At 67.4% G+C, this 20068-nt stretch carries 18 protein-coding genes; 8 read left to right on the top strand and 10 right to left on the bottom strand.

Annotation, left to right across the window (positions count from 1 at the left end):
• Window positions 1-16 precede the first annotated feature (16 nt).
• Complete coding sequence (locus AC5Y7E_RS00770; protein ID WP_499947165.1) at window positions 17-625, top strand: TetR/AcrR family transcriptional regulator; 609 nt, start codon at window positions 17-19, stop codon at window positions 623-625.
• Window positions 626-664: 39 nt separating this feature from the next.
• On the opposite strand, the gene AC5Y7E_RS00765 is transcribed toward AC5Y7E_RS00770, so the two are convergent.
• The 7 genes from AC5Y7E_RS00765 to AC5Y7E_RS00735 form a co-directional block, all read right to left on the bottom strand.
• On the bottom strand, window positions 665-1786 hold the full coding sequence (locus AC5Y7E_RS00765; RefSeq protein ID WP_499947164.1) for a glycosyltransferase: 1122 nt from the start codon (window positions 1784-1786) through the stop codon (window positions 665-667).
• Entirely contained in the window at window positions 1783-2409 is a 627-nt protein-coding gene (locus tag AC5Y7E_RS00760) for a TetR/AcrR family transcriptional regulator (protein ID WP_499947162.1), read from the bottom strand. The genes AC5Y7E_RS00765 and AC5Y7E_RS00760 overlap by 4 nt, the downstream gene beginning before the upstream one ends.
• Window positions 2410-2536: 127 nt before the next feature.
• Window positions 2537-3346 carry a polysaccharide deacetylase family protein gene (locus AC5Y7E_RS00755; RefSeq protein ID WP_499947161.1) on the bottom strand — a complete coding sequence of 270 codons (810 nt, stop codon included), beginning with the start codon at window positions 3344-3346 and terminating at the stop codon, window positions 2537-2539.
• 258 nt (window positions 3347-3604) lie between these two features.
• Window positions 3605-5008 carry an alpha/beta hydrolase gene (locus AC5Y7E_RS00750; protein ID WP_499947160.1) on the bottom strand — a complete coding sequence of 468 codons (1404 nt, stop codon included), beginning with the start codon at window positions 5006-5008 and terminating at the stop codon, window positions 3605-3607.
• 171 nt (window positions 5009-5179) lie between these two features.
• Entirely contained in the window at window positions 5180-7471 is a 2292-nt protein-coding gene (locus tag AC5Y7E_RS00745; protein WP_499947159.1) for a heavy metal translocating P-type ATPase, read from the bottom strand.
• Complete coding sequence (locus AC5Y7E_RS00740) at window positions 7468-7680, bottom strand: heavy-metal-associated domain-containing protein (RefSeq protein WP_499947158.1); 213 nt, start codon at window positions 7678-7680, stop codon at window positions 7468-7470. Before AC5Y7E_RS00740 ends, AC5Y7E_RS00745 begins: the two co-directional genes overlap by 4 nt.
• Window positions 7681-7787: 107 nt before the next feature.
• Complete coding sequence (locus tag AC5Y7E_RS00735) at window positions 7788-8609, bottom strand: mycofactocin-coupled SDR family oxidoreductase (RefSeq protein ID WP_499947157.1); 822 nt, start codon at window positions 8607-8609, stop codon at window positions 7788-7790.
• A 147-nt stretch (window positions 8610-8756) separates the two neighbouring features.
• Between AC5Y7E_RS00735 and AC5Y7E_RS00730 the strand changes: the two genes are divergently transcribed.
• Window positions 8757-9227, top strand: coding sequence for an SRPBCC family protein (locus tag AC5Y7E_RS00730; RefSeq protein WP_499917501.1), 471 nt, complete (start codon window positions 8757-8759; stop codon window positions 9225-9227).
• Here AC5Y7E_RS00730 and AC5Y7E_RS00725 read toward each other — a convergent pair whose 3' ends face one another.
• On the bottom strand, window positions 9228-9788 hold the full coding sequence (locus AC5Y7E_RS00725; protein ID WP_499947156.1) for a pyridoxamine 5'-phosphate oxidase family protein: 561 nt from the start codon (window positions 9786-9788) through the stop codon (window positions 9228-9230).
• A gap of 159 nt (window positions 9789-9947) precedes the next feature.
• On the opposite strand from AC5Y7E_RS00725, the gene AC5Y7E_RS00720 reads away from it, so the two are divergent.
• From AC5Y7E_RS00720 to AC5Y7E_RS00695, 6 genes are all read left to right on the top strand, one after another.
• The gene (locus tag AC5Y7E_RS00720) at window positions 9948-10562 is read left to right on the top strand and encodes a TetR/AcrR family transcriptional regulator (protein WP_499947534.1); all 615 of its coding nucleotides are present in this window, start codon (window positions 9948-9950) and stop codon (window positions 10560-10562) included.
• Window positions 10563-10631: 69 nt separating this feature from the next.
• Window positions 10632-11117 carry a YkgB family protein gene (locus tag AC5Y7E_RS00715; protein ID WP_499947155.1) on the top strand — a complete coding sequence of 162 codons (486 nt, stop codon included), beginning with the start codon at window positions 10632-10634 and terminating at the stop codon, window positions 11115-11117.
• A 106-nt stretch (window positions 11118-11223) separates the two neighbouring features.
• Window positions 11224-13023, top strand: a complete 1800-nt coding sequence (locus tag AC5Y7E_RS00710; RefSeq protein ID WP_499947154.1) for a flavin-containing monooxygenase — start codon at window positions 11224-11226, stop codon at window positions 13021-13023.
• The gene (locus AC5Y7E_RS00705) at window positions 13020-14585 is read left to right on the top strand and encodes a flavin-containing monooxygenase (protein ID WP_499947153.1); all 1566 of its coding nucleotides are present in this window, start codon (window positions 13020-13022) and stop codon (window positions 14583-14585) included. The genes AC5Y7E_RS00710 and AC5Y7E_RS00705 overlap by 4 nt, the downstream gene beginning before the upstream one ends.
• Window positions 14586-14763: 178 nt before the next feature.
• On the top strand, window positions 14764-15837 hold the full coding sequence (locus tag AC5Y7E_RS00700) for a sulfate ABC transporter substrate-binding protein (protein WP_499947531.1): 1074 nt from the start codon (window positions 14764-14766) through the stop codon (window positions 15835-15837).
• A 17-nt stretch (window positions 15838-15854) separates the two neighbouring features.
• Entirely contained in the window at window positions 15855-17630 is a 1776-nt protein-coding gene (locus AC5Y7E_RS00695) for a SulP family inorganic anion transporter (RefSeq protein WP_499947152.1), read from the top strand.
• On the opposite strand, the gene AC5Y7E_RS00690 is transcribed toward AC5Y7E_RS00695, so the two are convergent.
• The gene (locus AC5Y7E_RS00690; RefSeq protein WP_499947151.1) at window positions 17627-18463 is read right to left on the bottom strand and encodes an SDR family oxidoreductase; all 837 of its coding nucleotides are present in this window, start codon (window positions 18461-18463) and stop codon (window positions 17627-17629) included. The genes AC5Y7E_RS00695 and AC5Y7E_RS00690 overlap by 4 nt on opposite strands.
• Before the next feature lie 59 nt (window positions 18464-18522).
• Window positions 18523-19824 (bottom strand): sodium/calcium exchanger protein, encoded by a 1302-nt coding sequence (locus AC5Y7E_RS00685; RefSeq protein WP_499947150.1) that lies wholly within the window; start codon window positions 19822-19824, stop codon window positions 18523-18525.
• Window positions 19825-20068: the final 244 nt, after the last annotated feature.

Genomic DNA, 20068 nt, shown 5'->3' with positions numbered 1-20068 from the left:
GTTACCAACAGGTTGTATGGAAAGCAAGAGACGGACCCAGGAAGAGCGCTCCGCGGCGACCCGCGACGCGCTGATTGCGGCTGCCCGCAAGCTGTGGGGACTACGGGGCTACGCCGACGTGGGCACGCCGGAGATCGCCACCGCGGCCGGGGTCACCCGGGGCGCGATGTATCACCAATTCGCCGACAAGGCAGCCCTATTCCGTGAGGTCGTCGAAGTCGTCGAGCAGGATGTGATGGCGCGGATGGCCGTCGTTGTGGCCGAATCCGGGGCCGCCACGCCGACCGAGGCGGTCAGGGCCGCGGTCGACGCGTGGCTCGACGTTTCCGGCGATCCCGAGGTGCGCCAGCTGATCCTGCTGGATGCGCCGAGCGTGCTCGGCTGGGCCGAATTCCGTGATGTCGCACAGCGATACAGCCTCGGCATGACCGAGCAGATGCTCAGCGAGGCCATCCGGGCCGGCGAACTGGTCGAGCAGCCGGTGCGGCCGTTGGCGCACGTGCTGATCGGCGCGCTCGACGAGGCGGCCATGGTGATAGCCACCGCCGACGACCCGCAACGGACCCGTCGAGAAATCGGTCAGGTGTTGCACCGGCTCATCGACGCGATGTTCGACGCGCGGTGACGGCTGTGGCCGCTGAACCAAAGCCTATGGCGTAGGTTGTCAATGCCCTTGCCGCAGTGCATGAGTCGCGGACGCCTTGGTGAACTGGCTGATAGCATCGGCCGCCACTTCGGCGCCGTCGCGCCGGCGGATCTCCGCACCGAAGCGCCCAGCCGCTTCCCGGTAGGTCGGGTCCTGCAACACCTTGCCGATCGCCGCACGGATGCGCCGCACACCGGCGTGTTTGCGCAGCAGGATCCCCGCACCGAGGCGTTGGATGGCGGCACCAACGCGACGCTGGTCGATCAGCGTGTTGGCGGGCACGATCACCAGTGGCACACCAAAAGACAGCGCCCGCATCGCCGTGCTGTGCCCGCCGTGGCCGACGACCAGGGAGGCGGTGGCCAGAACCTCGTCGTGGTCCAGCCAAGCGTGCAGCGACGAGTTCGCCGGCACGCGCAGCCCGGCTGAGTCGATGGCAGGTCCGACCGTTACCGTCGCGCGCACGGGCAGGGGTTCGATGGCGTCGAGGATCCGTTGTAGCATGCGCCGCTGCCCCGCATAGGCGACGGTGCTCAGGCTGACCAGAATCCGGGGCTCCGGCAGCGGGGTCGCCGCAGCCGGAATGCCTTGCCAGACAACGCCGACATGTCGGACCGCGGGCGCGCCCCGCACCGGGTCGAGTTCGGCGCGGGCGGTGACGATGTGGAGCGCGCCGGTTCGCTCGAGGTGGTCGGCCGGGGTGCCCTTGAGGCGCAGGAGCCATCCGATCGGGCCGGCGGCGAGGTCTTGCAGGGTCCGATGAAAGTAATGTCCGAACACCACTGTTGGGAAGCCTTGCGCCGCAACCTCGTAAACGGCCGCGGTCAGTAACACGTCGACCACCACCACGTCGGCGTGGTACCGGCGTGCGGCTCGCACCGCCTCCCGGCCCAGCCGGCGGTCCATCGCGACCCGGACCATGCTGGCCATCATGCCAAGCAGCGGCCGCTGCACCGTCGGATCGAAATGTGTTGCGGGCGTGAAGGCCTCGAATCCGAACCCGTCGGCCTCAACGCGCTGACGCACGCCGTGGTGACCGAGGAAACGAACCTCGGCGCCGCGGGCGCGCAGCGCCCGGGCGACCGCCAGCTCCGGCGGAATGTTGCCGCCGCCGTCGAACACGACGAACAAAACCTTCATGGCGCCGCCCGCGCGCCGGCGCCCTGTGACACCGTGAGTACGCCGTCGATCATCAGCAGCATGCGGTTGCGGACCTCGGCGACGGTCAAACCCCGGTCGCGCCGAAGCAGCTTCCAGCCGTATACGTCGGTGGCCACGACCAGCGCATCGATGATCCGATCCCGTTCGATGGGTTCGAGGGGCAATTCGGTGCCGAACACTTTTTCCACCCACTCGCGATGCAGGGTTCGTCCCGCCTCGCACATCAGCCGCGCTCGCGGATCGTCATCTTCCTCGGCGAGCAAGCCGAGCACCATGTCCCCGCGCGCCTCGTAGTGTTCGATCAGCACCGTCATCGCCGTTTCAGGGTCGCCCGGTGGCGGGACTCTTTCGGCCAGCACGGCTTGGCGGACAGCCAGATACGCCGCCTCGATCAGCGATTCGCGGCTGCCGAAATGCCGAAGCACCGTCTTCACCGTGACACCGGCGCGCTCGGCGACCGTGCCCAGCGTGATACCCAGAGAGCGTTCCGCTACGACCGCATCGATGGCCGCCTCCACGATGGCGTTGCGGGTAGCCGCCGTCGACTCCTTGCGAGCTCGCATGTCGTAGCGTCGCGATTTCGTGTCCATGATGATGTACATCAAACCACCATTTGATGTCCCCCGCAATAGACATCAACTTGCGGACGATTGGGGAACCAGCATCGCGACGCGTGGCTGAAACGGCCGAACTCAACAGGCCGGACGGGAAGTGCGCGGGCTCTCGCCGCTACGGGGTTTTGAGAAAGACGTCGTTGAGCGTGACGGTGCGCAGGTTCCGATCGCGGATGAAGTCGACGAGCTGCGGATAGACGTGCGTGACCGGCAGATGGTTGAGGTGCCCGATGACGATGGCCTGCGGTGTGAAGTACTGATCGGCCATCTGCACGATGTACTCCTCGGTGATCAACGTCGAGTCCGACAGCGACCCCGACCACAGGGTGGGGACCTTGTAACCGAGGTCGGCGGCCACCGCGTCCACGGTGGCGTTGCGCTTCGCGTAAGGCGGCCGCCAGTACGGCTTCGCGCCGATGCCGTAGGTATTCTTCAAAAACGCGTCATTGCGCGAGAGCTGTTCGGCTACTTGCTCTTTCGTCAGCGTGGTCATGTCCGGGTGCGACCAGGTGTGGTTGCCGAGCTGGATCTGCCCGCTGTCCACCAACGGCCGAAGCAGGTCCAGGTTCTCGGTCCACGAGTCGTAGATCCCGTTGACGAAGTAGGTCAGCCGTATGCCGGTGTCCTTGGCGAACTGCGTGTAGGCGCGCACCACCTCGCTGTTGACGCCGTCGTCGACGGTCAGGGCGAGCAGGTCGCCCTCGCCGGGGATTTTCATCAGGGCACCGCCACCGGGCAGCGGGATGCGGGCACTGAGCGGCGGGGGCGGCAACAGGGCCTGCGGGGCGGCCGGGCCGGAGGTCGGTATGTCGGCCGCGGGGGCTTGGGCAAACGTGCGGGGCTGCGGATCGACGATGAGCCGCGCGGCGCCTACGCCGGCGACGACTGACGCGGCGAGCGATCCAAGGAACTGGCGGCGGTTCATGGCAGACAAGCGAACGCGTCGATCAACTGATCACGCGGTGACAGAAATGGCGAATTCGGCCCGAATAATCGCCCGGTTATTGTCGCGCGCTGCGCATTAAGCCGGTTCCCGCAGGAACCGCCGTTGGTGCACAACATCGAGGCCACAGCCGCGAACCGTACCATTCGCTGCGCCCGAATGTCGGCTCCGTTACGGGAGGGTCAGCTGTGAATTCTCATCGACCCGGTTATCACCCGTGAACGGGAGCCGATCGGGGCGTCAATGCGGTTCCCCGACGGCGGCCCGTTGCGGCAGTTGCACCGGTTCGACGTTGGGCGTGCCCAGCGTCGAGGCCAGCCAGGGCAGTGCCGTGGCAAACGCCTGGGCGGCGAACGGCCAGTCGTGCTTGCCGGGCTGTGTAACGACCGCGCAGGCGATCCCGTGGGCGGTTCCGGCGGCGCACAGCGCGTTGGCGGCGGCGTCCTGTCCTTCCGGGTTCGCGGCCGGATCGGTGGTGGCGGCGCTGAGGGTGGGGCTGGCTTCCTCGGCGACGTTGCGGGCCTCCGACGACGAGGGAACGTCGAACCATCCCGATAGCCCGGTGTAGTGGCCATGCCGGTTCATGACGGTGATCGGGTCGAAGTCGGCCCACGCGGCGGTGTTGCCGCCGAACAGCTTGGCCAGGGTGGCCTCTTTGGAACCGATGCTGGGCCCGCGATCACCGGCGATGTCCACGAACGCGCTGAACAACTCCGGATGCATGACGGCCAGGTCGACGGCGCAGGTACCACCCATCGACCATCCGGCGACCCCCCAGTTCGCCCGGTCCGGACTTACGCCGAAGTTCGACACCATGAAGGGCTCGATGTCCTTCGTCAGGTGGTCGGCGGCATTGCCCCGGGCGCCGTTGACGCACTCGGTGTCGTTGTCGAATGAGCCGGTGGGATCGACGAACACCAGCACCGGGGAGAACCCGTGATGGGCGGCGGCGAAATCGTCGATCGCGGTGAATGCGCCGCCGGGACCCAGCCAGTCCGCCGGGGTGTTGAAGGCGGAGCCGATCATCATGACCGTCGGCAGCCGGGGTGGGGGATTGCTGTTGAACCATGCCGGAGGCAGATAGACCAATTCCCGACGGTGGGCGAAGTGGGAGCCCGAGGGGGCGTTGTCGTCGATGTCGACCGGCACCACCACGCCTTTGGCCGGCCTGGTTCCGGCGACCTGCATCTCGGTGACCCGCAGCCGGTCGATCTGGTCGGGCAACGGGGCCGACGTCAGCTGATTCCACGCGGCGAGCACGGTGGGGAAGTAGCCGACCCATCCGTTCAGGGCCAGTCCCGCGCACAGGACGCACAGCGGCACCGAGAGCACCGCGAGACCGCGGCGCCACCAGCCGGTGCCCGGCCAGCCCACCAGCGTGACCGCGGCGGCCAACCCGCCCAACGCGATCCAGAGCCACAGCGCCGTCGGTGCCGGATCCCCGGCCACCCCGAGCGAGGTGATGTACCAGTACGCCAGCGCGGTCACCGCGACGGCCGCGACCAGCGCCACGGGTAGCACCAGCTTCAGCCAGCGCCGCGAACGCCAACGGATCGCGACGAGCAACGCGAGCAGCGCCAGGCCCTGCACGGCCGGCGGAAACCAGCCGTGCAGCAGGGACAGCTGTCCGAAGAACTGCTCCAACGGTCGTGACCTCTGCTAGATCGATTCGCTGCGCGCGGTGAGGTGAGTATCGAGGGGCCGTTCGGGGTCACCGAAGGCGGCGGCCGGACCAACTATCCCATACGATCACGGCCCGTCACCCGACCGTTTCTGCGTGTGGGCCCACCGGATGGGCGAGCCGGCCGCCCAGGTTCACGCGTTGGTGATGACGCTGGCGAACGAGCGCAGCCGCAGGCTGTTACCGACGACCAGCAGGCTGGAGGCGGCCATCGCGGCGCCGGCGAACATCGGGTTGAGCATGCCGAGCGCGGCCAGCGGGATCGCGGCGAGGTTGTATCCGAACGCCCACACCAAGTTGGTCTTGATGGTGGTCAGCGTTCGCCGGGAGAGCCGGATCGCGTCCACGGCGGCGCGTAGGTCGCCGCGGATCACCGTGAGGTCGGCGGCCTGGATCGCGACGTCGGTGCCGGTGCCCATGGCCAACCCCAGGTCGGCGGCGGCCAGCGCCGCGGCATCGTTGACGCCGTCACCGACCATGGCGACCACCTTGCCCTCGGCTTGCAGGCGTTCGACGGCGGCGACCTTGTCGGCGGGCGTGGCATCGGCGATGACCCGCGCGATGCCGAGTTCGCCGGCGATACCGGTGGCGACCGTGGCGTTGTCGCCGGTCAGCAGCACCGGCGTCAGGCCCAGCCCGGCGAACTGCCGCACCGCCTCGGCGCTGGACGGTTTGACGGTGTCGGCGACCACCAGGATGCCCCGGACCCGGCCGTCCCAGCCGACGGCGACGGCGGTCTTGCCCTCGCTCTCGGCCCGAGCCTTCGCCCCGGACAGGGCGGGGTCGGGCAGCATCCCGCACTCGGTCAGCAGGCTCTCACGCCCGACGACGACGACGCGTCCGTCGACCTTCCCCCGCACGCCCCTGCCGTGGATTCCTGTGAACTCGGTGGGCGTCGGGAGTACGCCGAGCTTCGCCGTGGCGGCGCGCGCGATCGCTTGTGCGACGGGATGCTCGGAGGCGTCTTCCAGGGCGCCGGCGTAGCGCAACAGCGTGGTGGGCTCGGTGTCGACGCCGGCGATGAGGTCGACCAGGGTCATCCGGCCGGTGGTGACGGTGCCCGTCTTGTCCAGCACGATGGTGTCGACGCCGCGGGTCGATTCCAGCACCTCGGGCCCGTTGATGAGCACGCCGAGCTGAGCGGCGCGCCCGGTCCCGACCAGCAGGGCGGTCGGAGTCGCCAGCCCCAGGGCGCACGGGCACGCGATGATCAGCACCGCGACGGCGGCGGTCAAGGCGGTCGTGAGCGAGAAGCCCGCCGCGAGCCAGCCGGCCAGGGTCGCCACCGCAAGCGCGATGACGACGGGGACGAAAACCCCCGCGACACGGTCGGCGAGGCGCTGCGCCCGGGCCTTGCCGGACTGGGCCCGCTCGACGAGCTTGGCCATCTGCGCGAGCCGGGTGTCGTCCCCGACGCCGGTGGCGCGGACGACGAGCCGACCGCCGGCGTTGACGGTGGCGCCGGTGACGGCGTCACCCTCGCCCACTTCGACCGGGACGGACTCGCCGGTCAGCATGGAGGCGTCCACGGCCGAGGAACCCGCGACGACGATCCCGTCGGTGGCGATCCGTTCCCCGGGGCGCACGACGAACTCGTCGCCGACCGCGAGCCGTTCGACCGGGACACGGGCCTCGGCGCCTGCTCGCAGCACGGCGACGTCCTTGGCGCCCAAGGTCAGCAGCGTGCGCAGGGCGGCACCGGCCGCCCGCTTGGACCGCCTTTCGAAATAGCGCCCGGCAAGGACGAACAGGGTCACGCCCGCGGCGACCTCGAAGTAGACGTGGCACGGGGCGCCGTCGCGCCCGATGGTCAGCTCGAAGTCATGCCGCATGCCCGGTTGGCCCGCCGTCCCGAGAAACAGGGCGTACAGCGACCAGAGGAATGCCGCCAAGGTGCCGAGCGAGACGAGGGTGTCCATGGTGGCCACGCCGTGTTTGAGGTTGGTCCATGCGCCCGCATGGAACGGCCGGCCGCACCACACGACGACCGGGGTGGTCAGCGCCAGTGAGACCCAGTGCCACCGGGGGAATTGCAGGGCGGGAAACATGGCCATCGCGATGACCGGGCCTGCCAGCACGACCGCGGTGACCAGACGCCGGCGCAGCGAGGTCAGCTCGGGATCATCTGATGTCTGCTGGGCCACCTGGTCGCGGCGGCGCTCCGGCTCGCGCGGTGGCAAGGCGGCGCCGTAGCCGGCCCTCTCGATCTCGTCGATGAGAATTTGCGCGTCATAGCCGGCGGGAGCCGTGACAGCGGCCTTTTCGGTGGCGTAGTTGACGGTCGCGGCGACGCCGTCGAGCTTGTTCAGCTTCTTCTCGATCCGCGCCGCGCAGGAAGCGCAGGTCATCCCGGTGATGTCCAACTCGATCCGGGGGGCGGTGGTGGGTAGGGCGCCCTCGTGGATCTCGCGCGGGGGCGTGCTCATGCGACCGTGACGGCCTCAAAGCCGGCCTCGTCGACCGCACCGAGGACGGCGTCCGCGTCGACGGGGTGCGTGCTGGTGACGACGAGCCTGCCGGTGGTGGCGCTGACCGTCACGTCGTCGACGCCCGGGATCTGGGTCACATTACTGCGAACAGCGGCCTCGCAGTGGCCACAGCTCATCCCGCTCACCCGATACTCGCTGGTGGGCATGCCGCTCCTTCTCGATCCCCCGGCAGTCTTGACCACCCCATTCTGCCTGCTCGGCCGAGCGGCCTATTGGCGCAGGTGCGATCCGCCGCCTGGCGAACGAGCTCACGTCACACGTAGCCGACACCGATATCGACCGATACCTGGCTTGCGGTGACCAGTCTGGATTGGTCGGAGGCAAGCCACGCAACGGCGTCAGCGATGTCTTCGGGCTGTGCAATACCGTCGGGTAGCAGGGGTTTGTGCAGGCCTCGCAGATGCGGGTAGTCGTCCGCGGCCGATCGCAGTGCATCCCGCATCCGGCCGGTCCCCATCGGGGTGGCGACCGCCCCGGGGTTCAGGCTGTTGACGCGAATGTTGTACCGGCCGAGTTCGGCGGCGAAAGCGCGTGCCATCCCCACCACGGCGTGTTTGCTGGCCGTGTAGTGGATCATGAACGACTGCATGTTTATGCCCGCAGCCGATCCGATCAAGATGATCGAGCCGCCGCGGTCGCCGTCGATGATGTGCTGCGCGCCCGCCATCACGGTGTTCCACGTGCCAACGACGTTGGTGTCGATGGTGTCCCGGAACGCCTGTGCGGATATCTGATTCCAAGGAGAGGGGCTGCAGATCCCGGCGTTGGCGACGATGATGTCGAGCCGGCCGAGCTGACGCACGGCGACTTCCACTTCTGCTTTGAGCGCATCCAGGTCGCGAATGTCGACCTGTGCGGCGAAGACCCTGCGTCCGCGTGCGGTTACCAGCCGCGCGGTCTCGGTCAGATCGTCGGGCGTTGGCGAGTCGTAGGGAACGCTCGGCGGCAGCGGGCCGGCGATATCAACCGCGATGATGTCGGCTCCCTCGGCGGCGAGGCGTGCCGCGTGTGCCCGGCCTTGGCCGCGGGCGGCGCCCGTGATCAGCGCGACCTTTCCCGAAAGTGACTGATTCATCAGCGGGGGTCCTTTCAGTCGCCGGCGTCCTCGTCGGGCGGGTTCCGGCGTCCAAGCATGCCCTAGTCGTGCCGCCGCCTGGGATCCGAACATTCCCGAACCGCAGAGCCAGTGGGATTACGCTGCCGGGTAGTGGAAGGAGACATCATGACCGTCACTGTCGTCGAACGGGGGCCTCGCCAGGTGAGCCGCAGGGTCGAGGTGGCCGCCCCGGCCGCGGAGCTGTATGCCATGGTCGCCGATCCACGCCGTCACCACGAACTGGACGGGTCGGGCACGGTCCGCGACAACATCAGCGTGCCGCCGCAACTCGTTGAGGGCTCGAAGTTTTCGACGCACATGAAGATGTTCGGCCTTCCGTATCGGATCACCAGCACGATCACCGCACTCATGCCGAACGAACTGGTGGAATGGCGCCACCCGCTGGGCCACCGCTGGCGCTGGGAATTCGAGGCGGTGTCTCCGACCCAGACCACGGTCACCGAGACGTTCGACTACCGCGACGCCGGTGCGCTGAAGAACAAGCTGAAGTACTACGAGCGCATGGGGTTCGCCAAGGCGAACGCCTCGGGCATCGAAGCGACTTTGACCAAACTGCGCGACCGGTACGCGGGCTGATCAATACTCCGCCGGATCGGCTGCGTCCCAAGGCATCACGCCGGATACCCAATGGTTGAGTTCCTTGGCCTGGTCGTTGCGGTGCAGATGGCGGGGCGGGGTCGCGAAGGTTGAGCAGGGCCGGCAGCGGATGACCACCCGGTTCTCGCGTTCACACATTTCCTGGATGTGGGGCCGGGCTTCGTCGCCCAGTGGTTGGCCGGACATCCGGCCGCCAACCGCCATCATCACGTCGACGGCCAGATCCCGGTCCTGGTCCAAGATCGCGTCGGCATAGACCTGCAAATAGGAAAAGGGCCAACGCTCGTCGAGCACACACAGGCTGACCTTGCCGTCACGTTCGACGACGCGAGCCTTGCCCCGGCCGGCCATGGTGGAAACGAGCAATTCGTCGGTATCGGTGGGGATGTAGTACACGATCGACATGCCCGGGCCGTCGTTGCGGCGACGGTAGCCGAAGACGCAGGTGCGATGGGTGCGCACGAACTCGCGTCGTTCGGAGGGGAGCATGTCGCGGTCGGTGGGAACGGTGAAGGCTTCCGCCGCCAGGGGGAGCAGCATGGCGAATGTTCCTCTCTGCCAGAGTGCTTGAACCTCGAGCTAATTATGGATACAGTGTCTCCGTAATAAGTGCGGGTGTCAAGCGGAGGGAGAGCCACCTTGCGCGACGTGGGCGACAGCGACGGGCCGCGCCGTTCCCGCGGCCGCCCCGCCCTCCCTGTGGACCGCATCCTTGCCGCGGCCGTCGAGCTCGTCGACGAGCAGGGGCCGGAGGCATTGTCGATGCGGTCGGTGGCGCAGCGCCTGGGGTCGGGCACCGCCACGCTGTACCGCCACTTCTCCAGCCGGTCCGAGTTGGTCTCGATGGTCATCGACAAGATTCTGGGCGAGGTCGACCTCGGCGCGGACGAGCTCGCCGCAATGCGGTGGCAGGACGCCTGTATTCTGTTCGCGCAACACATGTTTGACGCGCTGAGCCGACATGGCAATGTCGCACCCCTGTTGATCGAGTACACGCCGATGGGCCCGAACGCGTTGGCCCATCGCGAGCGCTGCCTGGCCATGCTCCTCGACAACGGGTTTTCGACGGCGGTCGCGGCCCGCGCGTACGCGACGCTGGCCCGCTACGTCCTGGGCTTCGCGATACAACTGTCGTCGGTGCCGGCGGAGGGCGATCAACGGGACGCCGAACTCTCGGTGGCCTTTCACCGGCTCGATCCGTCCCGCTTTCCCGCGACGGTCACCGTCGCCGACGACCTGCCCGTCCCGCTGGGCGACGAATTCGCGTTCGGGTTGCGGCTCATCGTCGCCGGGCTCGAGCGGTTGCGGAAGTGAACGCGACCGGGACCTGAACCGTGGGTTGGGTGGTTGGTCGCGTTTCCGCTCCAGAAAGGACTTGGCCCGATGATCGAACGCACCCCCGCGCAATCTGCGGCGCCGGCGCTGACCCGGTGGGGTCATTTTGTGAGCCGCTATGGCCTGGCGCTCGTCTTGGCGTGGATCGGGGTGGGCAAGTACGTGAAAATGGAAGCCCGCGTGCTCATTGCGCACAGTCCGCTGATGAGCTGGGTCTACGACGTCTTCAGCGCCACCTTCGTCGCGCGCGCACTTGGAACGATGGAAATCGTTGCGGCCCTTCTTATTACGCTACGGCCGCGGTGGCCGCGGCTCTCAGCTGCCGGCAGCGCGCTGGCGGTGGTGCTGTTTGCGGGCACGCTCAGTTTTCTGTTCACCACCCCGGGGGTGGTCGTGACGTACGCCCACGGTATTCCGGTGCTCTCGGCGCTGCCGGGCCAATTCCTGCTCAAGGATCTGGCCTTGTTCGGCGTCGCGTTGTGGACGCTGGGCGACTCGCTGTCGGCCGTCGATGAACGTCGCTCGCCGCAGTAGTCACTTGGCCGAACGCCGCGGTCCGTCAGGCCGCGCGTCAGCGCGTGGATCGCAATCACCGCGACGCCCATTGTAAGGTCGAGGCCACGGAGAGGAACTCGACGCCGTGACCGAGACCGTTGGCCAGGCGCTTGATGTCGACGCGCTACGACGCAAGTACGCCGAAGAACGCGCGCGCCGTATTCGCGCGGATGGCATCGATCAATACGTCGAGATGGCCGGCGCATTCGCCCGATACGCCCAAGACCCGTGGGCGGACGGAAACCTGGTCCGCGAGCCGCTCACCGACGAGGTGGACGTCGCCGTCGTCGGCGCCGGATTCGGCGGCCTGTTGACCGGGGCGCGGTTACGACAGCTCGGCGTTCGAAGCGTGCGGCTGATCGACCGGGCGGCCGACGTCGGCGGCACCTGGTATTGGAACCGCTATCCGGGAATCGCTTGTGATGTCGAGTCGTATGTGTACATGCCGCTGCTCGAGGAGCTGGGCTACACCCCAACCGAGAAGTACGCGAAGGGGCCGGAGATCTTTGCGCATTGCCGGCGCATCGCCGAGCACTTCGACCTGTACCGCGACGCCTGCCTGCAAACCGAGGTGCGGGAAATCCGTTGGGATGCAGCCGAATCTCGCTGGATCATCCGCACCGACCGCCGCGACGAAATGCGCGCCAGGTTTGTCTCGATGGCCAACGGCTATCAGGCCAAACCGAAGTTGCCGGGCATCGAAGGGCTCGGTGCTTTCGGCGGGCATGCGTTTCACACCAGCCGCTGGGACTACGCGTACACCGGTGCGGAGCTGGAGAATCTGATCGACAAGCGCGTCGGCATCATCGGAACGGGCGCCACGGCGATCCAGTGTGTACCGCACCTCGCCGCTGCCGCCCAGCGGCTCTACGTCTTCCAGCGCACTCCGTCGTCGGTGGACGTTCGGGCCAATTGCGCCACGGACCCGCAGTGGGCCAACACTTTACAGCCCGGCTGGCAGCGCGAGCGGATACAGAACTTCCAGATCCTCACCGCCGGAGGCCACGCCGACCAGGACCTGGTCGCCGATGCCTGGACGAGCATCACCCGCAAGCTACCGGTCATGCGTCAGAACCCCGACGGCCTCGCCGATCCCGGACAGCTCGGCCGCGACATCGAGCTGGCCGACTTCGCGAAGATGGACGAGATCCGGGCGCGCGTCACCGCGATCGTCTCCGATCCCGCCACCGCCGAGGCGCTCCAACCGTGGTACGGATACTTCTGCAAACGACCCTGCTTCCACGACGAGTATCTGCAGACGTTCAACCGGGACAACGTCACCCTGGTCGACACCCGCGGCCTCGGGGTGCAGCGCATCACCGACACCGGTGTGGTGGTCGAAGACGTGGCCTACGAACTCGACTGCCTCATCCTCGCAACGGGATTCGAGGTGGGCACCGACTACTGTCGCCGCACCGGATTCGCGCTGATCGGCCGAGACGGTGTGTCGCTCACCGAACATTGGAACGACGGCGTGCGCACCTTTCACGGCCTGTGTACGACCCGGTTCCCGAACTGCTTCATCGAAAGCATCGCCCAGGCCGGGCTGACGGTGAACTTCCCCTACCTGCTCGACGTCCAGGCCGGCCACGTCGCGTGGATCATCGCGACCGCACTCGCCGAAGGCATCACCGAAATCGAGGCCGCACCGGCCGCCGAAGCCGCCTGGGTCGACACGGTCGTCGCCCGGTCGGTCGCGAGTGCCGAGCGCGCCAAGACGTGCACGCCCGGCTACTACAACCGGGAAGGCAAGGCCGACAGGAAGACTCGGCAGGGCAGCTTCTTCTTCGGCGCACCGACCGAGTACGCCGACATCCTGCAGCAGTGGCGCGCCGACGGCAACCTGGACGGCCTGCTGGTCCGTCGCGCCGGAGACGGACCGTGACGAGTCGAAAAGCGCAATCGCTCTACGCCATTGGGCGGATGCGAGCGGCGACCCGGCGGCGCCGCGGACCGAAGGTGGCCATCATCGGCGCCGGCTTCGGCGGGCTCGGCGCCGCCGTGGCGCTGCGCCGCGCGGGCATCGACGACCTGGTGATCATCGAGGGCAGCGACGGCGTCGGCGGCACCTGGCGGCGCAACACCTACCCCGGCGCCGCCTGCGATATTCAGAGCCACCTGTACTCGTTTTCCTTCGCCCCCAACGCATCCTGGAGCCGCACCTACGCGCGCCAGCCGGAAATACTGGCCTACCTCGAGTCGGTGGCCGACGACTTCGATCTGCGCCGCCATCTGCTGCTCGACACCACGGTGCGCTCGGTCCGTTGGGACCCGCACGCCGCAGCGTGGCATTGCGAGCTGAGCCGCGACGGGCAGCCGTCCACCCTGACCGCCGACGTCGTCGTGTGTGCGGTCGGCCTGTTCGGTTCGCCCAAGCTTCCTGACATCGACGGCGTGAGCGAGTTCGCCGGCCCGGTGCTGCACACCGCGCGTTGGGATCACGACCTCGATCTGGCCGGCCGCAACGTCGCGGTGATCGGCACCGGCGCAAGCGGGGTGCAGCTCGTGCCCGAGCTGGCGAAGTCCGCCGGGCGCGTCATGGTCTTCCAACGCACGCCGCCGTGGATGGTGCCCAAGGACGACCGCCCATATAGCGCAACCGAATTGGCCCGTTTCCAGCGAAGCGTCCTGGCGTTGCGCCACACCCGCTGGCAGATCTGGAAGTTCCAGCACGACAACACCGCGACCTTCGCCGACGACCCCGTGGTGACGGCGCGCACGCGAATCGCGACGTCGTTCCTGGAGCGCACCGTCGACGACGAGGAGCTGCGCCGGGCGTTGACACCGGACTATCCGTTCCGCTGTAAACGGGTGCTGCTGGGTGACGACTATTACCGAGCACTGCAGCGCGACAACGTCGAACTGATCACCGACCCCATCGCACGCATCGGCCGGACGTCGGTGACCACCGCATCGGGCGCCGAAGTCGACATCGATGCGATCGTGCTGGCCACCGGCTTCGAGACGTCTCGCTATCTGTCGGGGATCGACGTCGTCGGCGCCGGTGGACGCCGGCTACACGAGCACTGGGGCGACGACCCGTCCGCCTACCTGGGGGTCGCGGTCAGCGGATTCCCCAATTTCTTCATGCTCTACGGCCCTAACACCAACCAGGGCGGCAACTCCATCGTCTACATCCTCGAGGCCGGCGCGCGACTTGTCGCCAGCGCGGTGAGCCGACTGGCACGCCGTGGCGGATACCTCGACGTGCGGCCCGAGGCCGAAAAGCGCTACAACGACGCACTTTCCGGCGACCTGGAGCGCACCATCTGGACGCAGTGCGACAGCTACTTCCGCTCACCGTCCGGCCGGATCGTCACGCAATGGCCGTATACCGAGCTGGAGTACGCGCGCCGGACCTGGCGGCTCAGGGCACGAGAGTGGATACACGGCGGGACGCGTGATGGTGCGGGACTGACAAAGGCCGGCATCGGCGCGCGGCAATAGCCAACCGGAGTCCACGCGCGTGCTCGCGCCGCCCCAAACACGGTGAGCGTATTTATCTTCAGAGTGATTTTCACGGCTGTCGACGGCTGGCCAGATCGTTAACATTCTTAAGAATGTCCGGTCCCAGACGGGGCCGTCTGGCAGATCAGCAGGAGCGGTGAGCGGAGGTGTGGCCGGCGTGGTGAAACTGCTGCCGCCCGGCGCGGCCCGCCCGTCGCTGCGCCTGCCCTGGCTCAGCATCCTGGGCGTCCTCGCCATCGTCGTCGCCACGGCCGCGATCGTGCTGAAAAACCTACCGACGGGTGGCTCCGACGAAATCCTCAACGTCTCCTACGACCCGACGCGCGAATTGTTTTCGGCGCTGGACAAGGAATTCGTTGTCGAATACCACGCGCAGAGCGGAAACACGCTGCGCATCAAGGAGTCTCACGGCGGCTCTGGACGCCAGCTCCGCAGCGTGCTGGATGGCAGTCAAAAAGCCAGCGTCGTGTCGCTGGCCCTGATCAGCGACATCGACACACTCAGCAAGCGGGGTCTGATCGCCGGCAACTGGCAACAGCGGCTGCCCAACGCCTCGGTGCCCTACACCTCGACGATCGTCTTCGTCGTCCGCAAGGGCAACCCCAAGGGAATTCGCGATTGGCCAGACCTCATCAATCCCGACGTGGCCGTGGTGTCGCCCAGCCCGCGGACTTCGGGTAACGGTCAACTGAGCGTGTTGGCGGCCTGGGGCGCTGTCACAACCCGCGGCGGCAGCCCGGCGCAGGCGTCCGCCTACGTGAAGTCGTTGCTGCAGCACGTCGTGGTTTCCGACGCCGGAGCTCGCAGCGCCGGAGATAGTTTTGCCCTGGCCAAGATCGGCGATGTCCAGCTGACTTGGGAGAACGAGGCGCTGCGCGAGGTCGCCGCGAACAAGGACGAACTGGAGCTCGTGTATCCGCCGGTCAGCATCCTCGCCCAGCCCGCCGTCGCCTGGGTCGACGCGAACGTGACCGACCCCCGGGCGGCCGCCCACGCGAAGGCCTACCTCGACTATTTGTTCAGCGACGCCGCCCAGGAGCTGGTGGCGAAATTCGGGTACCGGCCGTACAAGCCGGCGATCTTGGCCAAGCACGCCGACCGGCTGCGGCCCTTGTCGTTGTTCCCGATCAGTGCGATCGCCAAAAGCTGGAGCGACGCCCGGGAACAGTTCTTCGGCACCAACGGAATCCTGGACACGATCTCGGCGCCGAACGCGGCGTCGGGCGCTTAACGGAAAGACTCGGAAACGTGGGTGTGCGTGTGAATTACGACCTGGTGAAGGGCCGGCATGATGTGATCGCCGGCCTGACCGTCGCCGCCATCTCGTTTCCCCAGGCGATGGCCTATGCCCTGATCGCCGGGGTGGATCCGAGGTTCGGCGTCTACTCGGCGATCGTCGTGACCATCGTCGCGTCGATCTTCGGGTCGTCCTCACACCTGATCAACGGTCCTACCAGCGCCATCTCGCTGTTGGTGTTCACCGCGCTGGCCTTCATCGACTCCGAGAACGCCAAGGAACTCTTCGAGGCGCTCTTCCTGCTGGCCGTGCTCGTCGGCGCATTCCAGATCGTGATCAGCCTGTTCAAGCTCGGCAACCTCACCCGCTACATCTCCGAATCGGTCATCATCGGCTTCATGGCGGCCGCGGCCTTTCTGCTCGCCATCGGACAGCTGGGCAACGCCCTGGGCGTCCGTGACAAGGGCAATGGCCACATGCAAGTACTCCGGCGCGTCTGGCTCACCCTGACCCACGGCGATCACATCAATTACCGCGCACTGACATTGAGTGTCACGGCGGTGATCCTGGCCGTCGTGCTGCGCAAGCTGGTCCAGTGGTTCGGATGGCCGCAGGTCGACATGCTCGCGGTGCTCGTCATCACGGCGCTCATCGCCTACCTCGCCGGGTGGTCGACCCCGGGCCGAAGCGGCCACACCGCTGTATCGGTGGCCGCCAAGATCCCGCGGAGCCTCCCCGGCGCGCATGTCCCGGAGGTGCACCCGGAGTGGCTGCCGCATCTGTCGACGGGCGCGCTGGCCATCGCCTTCGTCGGCATCATCGAGGCGCTGTCGATCGCCAAAGCCATTGCCTATCAAACACAACAGAAGATCGACTACAACCGCCAGATCATGGCCGAAGGCCTGGCCAACCTGACCGGGGGCTTCTTCCAGAGCCTGCCCGGGTCGGGCTCACTGTCGAGGTCGGCGATCAACTTCCAGTCCGGCGCCGTAACGCGGTTCTCCGGGATCGTCTCGGCCGCAACGGTCGCCGCGGCTTTGCTGCTGTTCGCCCCGCTGCTGCGTTACGTTCCGCAGCCCGCGCTGGCGGGGCTCTTGCTCGTCACGGCGGCGCGCCTGGTCGATTTCAAGCGCCTGATCTACACCCTCAAGGCGTCCCGCTATGACGCCGGGCTGGTGCTCGTCACGGCCTGCACGGGTATCGCCGTCGACCTCGACAAGTCGGTCCTGCTCGGGGTGGTCCTATCGATCCTGCTGTTCGTGCCGCGGGCGGCCAAGCTGAAATCCAAGGAACTCGTCGTCACACCCGAACGTGTAGTGCGCGAACGTATTCCGGGCGACGCCGCGGACCCCTCGATCGCCATCTACGATCTCGAAGGTGAGCTGTTCTTCGGGGCCGCACCGGAGTTGGACCGTTACCTGGCCGGGATCAACCATCGCATCGCCGAACAAGATCTCGCTTTCGTGGTGCTGCGCCTCAAGCGGGTGCGCCACCCGGACGTGGTCTGCATCGAGCGCATCGAGCACTTCCTGCGCGAGGTGACCGAGCGGGGTGTCACCGTCCTGCTCGCCGGGGTGCGCCCCGACACGCTCGGCGTCCTGAACAATGTCGGCTTCCGGAATTGGTTTCCCGCCGAGCAGGTCTTCCCCGAGGAGGACGAGGAGTTCTCGGCCACCCTCAAAGCGGTGCGCTACGCCCACAACCGCCTGGCCGACCTCAAAGTGAAGGAGCCGTTCACCGGCACGCCCGAACTCGCCCCGCACTCCGAGTTGTACTACCTCGTCTAACCCGCGGCCGACACCCTGGCGCGTTCGGTCATCGAGGCGATCACGCCGCCGTCGCTGAGAATGTCCGTGCCGGTGAGATATCCGGCCTTCGCGCTGGCGCAGAAGGCGAGCAGCTCGGCCATCTCTTCCGGCTTGCCCCACCGCGGGACGGCGGCGTTGGCCACCATGGCGCCCGCGCCGGCCTGCTCTTCGAGCCGGCCCATCTCGGTGTCGATGGACCCCGGCGACACCGAGACGATGCGCAAGCCGCGGGTGTTGAAGCGCTCGGCCTGCGACTGGCTGTACCACTTCACGAAGCTCTTGCTGATGGCGTAGGCGAGGCCGGATCGCGCGTCTTCGGGGGCGATGCCGCACGCCGCCAGCATGGCGTCCATGAACGCGTCCGTGTCGCTCAGCGCTTGCGGAAACTGTTCTGCCGGAATGACTTCGGCGGGAAGGATGTGCGCGGCCATCGATGCCACGTTGACGATCACCGCGCCCTCGTCGGCGCCCGCGAAGAACTCCTCGTTGACGTTGACGGTGCCGACGGCGTTGGTCCGCATGACGTAGTCGGCGGCGCCCATGCTCGGGCTGACCCCGGCGGTGTGGATGACGGAGACAACGGACCCTAGGCCGGTCGCGGCGGCGAGCAGGTCCGCGACGGCGCGCCGGTCGGTGACGTCGCAGTCGACGGTTGTCGCGGCGATCCCGAGGTCTTGCAGGGTCGTGGCCGCGGCCGCCAACCGGTCCTGCCTGACGTCGCAGAGCACCACGGTGTGGTCGCGACCGACGATTTTCGCCGTGGCCAGACCCATGCCGCCCGCCCCGCCTGTGATCACCGACACTCGATTCATACCTGGGACCGTATACGCGGTGTGATTTCGGGCGCGGGCGGGTGACCGTGCGACGGCAGCTACCGCGGGTGGACTGAATCTCCAGGTTCGTGATGTGGGTGACCGCTGTGCCGAATGGCCGTCCCGAAGAACGGCGCCCGGAGAGTGGCGACCACGTGGCGGCGGTTGACGACCAGCCCGACGACGGCCACCGCGACGTAGACGGCGCAGAGCAGCAGCCGCCCCTGTGTCGAGAAGATCGGGAACTGGACGACGAAGAGCCCGAGCAGTGCGCACGCGGCGAACCGGTGGAACCGCAGCGCCAGGATCAGCGCCACCCCCATCATCGTTTGGGTGGCGGTCAGCAGCACCTCCTCCACCTGGCGGGAATCCAGTTGCAGGGACACCCCGCCCCCGCCCAGCAGGTGGGCGAGCGGCAGTGACCCGATCAGCAGAGTCCACTGGTTGACCTTGGAGGACAGCAGCGTGGCGATGGCGGCCGTGCCCTTGCCCCGGGCGGCGAAGATGGTCGCGATGATGAACTCCGGTGCCTCGGAGGCCAGCGGGGCCAGCCACTGCACCAGCAGGAAGCGGTTGATGCCGAGTTGGGCGCCGGCGGCGACCAGGTTGTCGGCGAACGGCTTAGCGCACAGCAGGATCACCGCGCCCGAAACCAAGAACAGGCCGATTACGGTGACGCGCCGCCGGCCGTCGGGCAGGTCGCCCAACGCGGCGGCGGTGCCGATCAGGTCGGGCTCTTCGACCTCGCCGTGGCTGATCTTGTAGAGGTAGAACCCGAACCAGGCCAGCAACGCCAGCCCCAGCCCGAGATGGATCTGGCCACTCGCCGGGATCGCGAACGCGAGGACGCCGGCGATCGACAGAAATCCGAGTTCGACCCGGTTTGCTGGCTCCAGCGTCAGACCGGTGGGCTTCGCCGACCCGGTCTTGCGCGCGACCATGATGCCCACCAGCACCACGACGGGCCAACCCAGGCCCATCAGCAACCGATTGGATCCGGTCATGTTGGCGGCGGCGTATTGCGTGTAATCCGCGTTGTGGCCGGACACGTAGGCGTAGTACAGGTCGACGGCGTATTCGGGCAGCACCGCGATCAGGGCGAGCAGCGCCGTCGCCAGCCCGCCGGAGACATCGATTTGCGCCGCCTCGGCCGCCCAGGCCAGCAAGAAGCTGGCCGCCACCACTGCCGCCCCGAAGATCAGCAGGGCGAGCACCGCGCCGGTGTGCAGTCCGGCGATGCGGACGACCACAGCCGGGACGACGAACGCGCCGGTGATCAACCCCGAGCGGGTCAGGGTGCGGCGGCGCCAGCGCGTCGTCGACACGGTCGCTGCGGGCCTGTCTATGGCGAGCATCGTCATCCTTCGCGCTGCTGATCGGGTGGTTAGTTCGGCTCGATGCCGTGGCGATCCGGTTACCCAAAGTACGCGCGGCCTACACGCTCAGCAACGCAGCGGGTCGGCCGTGAGAACAGTGCGTGCAAGCCCATATTTGCTGCACAGGGGACTGGGAAAGCAAGAGTTAGGCTGCCCTGATTTCGAACTTTGGCAAACCTCGCTGCCATCTAATAGGACGCGCAGCGAACCATCGCGGTTCCGCCGCTTG

It is taken from the genome of Mycobacterium sp. NGS17, from assembly GCF_059813205.1.
This window is presented reverse-complemented; position numbering and strand designations above follow the sequence as displayed.

Coding starts and splice junctions, on each gene's coding strand:
- AC5Y7E_RS00770 (WP_499947165.1), top strand. CDS start 17: ATGGAAAGCAAGAGACGGACCCAGGAAGAGCGCTCCGCGGCGACCCGC.
- AC5Y7E_RS00765 (WP_499947164.1), bottom strand. CDS start 1,786: ATGAAGGTTTTGTTCGTCGTGTTCGACGGCGGCGGCAACATTCCGCCG.
- AC5Y7E_RS00760 (WP_499947162.1), bottom strand. CDS start 2,409: ATGTACATCATCATGGACACGAAATCGCGACGCTACGACATGCGAGCT.
- AC5Y7E_RS00755 (WP_499947161.1), bottom strand. CDS start 3,346: ATGAACCGCCGCCAGTTCCTTGGATCGCTCGCCGCGTCAGTCGTCGCC.
- AC5Y7E_RS00745 (WP_499947159.1), bottom strand. CDS start 7,471: ATGAGCACGCCCCCGCGCGAGATCCACGAGGGCGCCCTACCCACCACC.
- AC5Y7E_RS00740 (WP_499947158.1), bottom strand. CDS start 7,680: ATGCCCACCAGCGAGTATCGGGTGAGCGGGATGAGCTGTGGCCACTGC.
- AC5Y7E_RS00735 (WP_499947157.1), bottom strand. CDS start 8,609: ATGAATCAGTCACTTTCGGGAAAGGTCGCGCTGATCACGGGCGCCGCC.
- AC5Y7E_RS00730 (WP_499917501.1), top strand. CDS start 8,757: ATGACCGTCACTGTCGTCGAACGGGGGCCTCGCCAGGTGAGCCGCAGG.
- AC5Y7E_RS00725 (WP_499947156.1), bottom strand. CDS start 9,788: ATGCTGCTCCCCCTGGCGGCGGAAGCCTTCACCGTTCCCACCGACCGC.
- AC5Y7E_RS00715 (WP_499947155.1), top strand. CDS start 10,632: ATGATCGAACGCACCCCCGCGCAATCTGCGGCGCCGGCGCTGACCCGG.
- AC5Y7E_RS00690 (WP_499947151.1), bottom strand. CDS start 18,463: ATGAATCGAGTGTCGGTGATCACAGGCGGGGCGGGCGGCATGGGTCTG.
- AC5Y7E_RS00685 (WP_499947150.1), bottom strand. CDS start 19,824: ATGACGATGCTCGCCATAGACAGGCCCGCAGCGACCGTGTCGACGACG.